Source organism: Streptomyces sp. RK62, from assembly GCF_018070255.1.
Classification (GTDB): domain Bacteria; phylum Actinomycetota; class Actinomycetes; order Streptomycetales; family Streptomycetaceae; genus Streptomyces; species Streptomyces nigra.
Map to the genome: position 1 here is coordinate 1 of NZ_JAGPYD010000035.1, position 2,574 is coordinate 2,574.

A 2,574-nucleotide genomic window follows, 5' to 3' on the forward strand; every position below is an offset into this window, starting at 1 on the left:
AGTAGCGCGCTCAAGACCCGAAGCGGAGTGATCTAGCCATGGGCAGGTTGAAGCGGAGGTAAGACTTCGTGGAGGACCGAACCCACCAGGGTTGAAAACCTGGGGGATGACCTGTGGTTAGGGGTGAAAGGCCAATCAAACTCCGTGATAGCTGGTTCTCCCCGAAATGCATTTAGGTGCAGCGTCGTGTGTTTCTTGCCGGAGGTAGAGCACTGGATAGGCGATGGGCCCTACCGGGTTACTGACCTTAGCCAAACTCCGAATGCCGGTAAGTGAGAGCGCGGCAGTGAGACTGTGGGGGATAAGCTCCATGGTCGAGAGGGAAACAGCCCAGAGCATCGACTAAGGCCCCTAAGCGTACGCTAAGTGGGAAAGGATGTGGAGTCGCAGAGACAACCAGGAGGTTGGCTTAGAAGCAGCCACCCTTGAAAGAGTGCGTAATAGCTCACTGGTCTAGTGATTCCGCGCCGACAATGTAGCGGGGCTCAAGCGTACCGCCGAAGTCGTGTCATTGCGATATATACCCCCAACGGGGATCGTGATGGGTAGGGGAGCGTCGTGTGCCGGGTGAAGCAGCACCGGAAGGTAGTTGTGGACGGTTCACGAGTGAGAATGCAGGCATGAGTAGCGATACAAACGTGAGAAACGTTTGCGCCGATTGACTAAGGGTTCCTGGGTCAAGCTGATCTGCCCAGGGTAAGTCGGGACCTAAGGCGAGGCCGACAGGCGTAGTCGATGGATAACCGGTTGATATTCCGGTACCCGCTGTGAAGCGTCAAACATCGAATCCAGTGATGCTAAGCCCGTGAAGCCGCCGGCTGAGTCTTCGGACGAGGTCGGAGTGGTGGAGCCGGTGACCCGAGCTGGTAGTAGGTGAGTGATGGGGTGACGCAGGAAGGTAGTCCATCCCGGGCGGTGGTTGTCCCGGGGTAAGGGTGTAGCCCGAGTGGTAGGCAAATCCGCCACTCATACAGGGTGAGACCTGATGCCGAGCCGATTGTGGTGAAGTGGATGATCCTATGCTGTCGAGAAAAGCCTCTAGCGAGTTTCATGGCGGCCCGTACCCTAAACCGACTCAGGTGGTCAGGTAGAGAATACCGAGGCGTTCGGGTGAACTATGGTTAAGGAACTCGGCAAAATGCCCCCGTAACTTCGGGAGAAGGGGGGCCACATCCGGTGAGAGGACTTGCTCCTCGAGCTGGGGGTGGCCGCAGAGACCAGCGAGAAGCGACTGTTTACTAAAAACACAGGTCCGTGCGAAGCCGTAAGGCGATGTATACGGACTGACGCCTGCCCGGTGCTGGAACGTTAAGGGGACCGGTTAGTCCGATTTCGGTCGGGCGAAGCTGAGAACTTAAGCGCCAGTAAACGGCGGTGGTAACTATAACCATCCTAAGGTAGCGAAATTCCTTGTCGGGTAAGTTCCGACCTGCACGAATGGCGTAACGACTTCTCGACTGTCTCAACCATAGGCCCGGTGAAATTGCACTACGAGTAAAGATGCTCGTTTCGCGCAGCAGGACGGAAAGACCCCGGGACCTTTACTACAGTTTGATATTGGTGTTCGGTTCGGCTTGTGTAGGATAGCTGGGAGACTGTGAAGCTTGGACGCCAGTTCAGGTGGAGTCGTCGTTGAAATACCAGTCTGGTCGTGCTGGATGTCTAACCTGGGTCCGTGATCCGGATCAGGGACAGTGTCTGATGGGTAGTTTAACTGGGGCGGTTGCCTCCTAAAGAGTAACGGAGGCGCCCAAAGGTTCCCTCAGCCTGGTTGGCAATCAGGTGTTGAGTGTAAGTGCACAAGGGAGCTTGACTGTGAGACCGACGGGTCGAGCAGGGACGAAAGTCGGGACTAGTGATCCGGCGGTGGCTTGTGGAAGCGCCGTCGCTCAACGGATAAAAGGTACCCCGGGGATAACAGGCTGATCTTCCCCAAGAGTCCATATCGACGGGATGGTTTGGCACCTCGATGTCGGCTCGTCGCATCCTGGGGCTGGAGTCGGTCCCAAGGGTTGGGCTGTTCGCCCATTAAAGCGGTACGCGAGCTGGGTTTAGAACGTCGTGAGACAGTTCGGTCCCTATCCGCTGTGCGCGTAGGAGTCTTGAGAAGGGCTGTCCCTAGTACGAGAGGACCGGGACGGACGAACCTCTGGTGTGCCAGTTGTCCTGCCAAGGGCATGGCTGGTTGGCTACGTTCGGGAGGGATAACCGCTGAAAGCATCTAAGCGGGAAGCCTGCTTCGAGATGAGGACTCCCACCCACTTGATGGGGTAAGGCTCCCAGTAGACGACTGGGTTGATAGGCCGGATCTGGAAGCACGGTAACGTGTGGAGGTGACCGGTACTAATAGGCCGAGGGCTTGTCCTCAGTTGCTCGCGTCCACTGTGTTGGTTCTGAAACCACGAACAACCCCATGCCATGGTCACGGTGTGGTGCGGTTGAACAGTTTCATAGTGTTTCGGTGGTCATAGCGTGAGGGAAACGCCCGGTTACATTCCGAACCCGGAAGCTAAGCCTTACAGCGCCGATGGTACTGCAGGGGGGACCCTGTGGGAGAGTAGGACACCGCCGAAC

2 rRNA genes are annotated in these 2,574 nt (G+C 56.9%); both read left to right on the plus strand.

Annotated features, from left to right (window positions below):
- Nucleotides 1–2,367: ribosomal RNA gene (locus KBY32_RS35160) — 23S ribosomal RNA — on the plus strand; the annotation flags it as partial.
- Between the two features lie 90 nt (nt 2,368–2,457).
- Nucleotides 2,458–2,574: ribosomal RNA gene (gene rrf / locus KBY32_RS35165) — 5S ribosomal RNA — on the plus strand.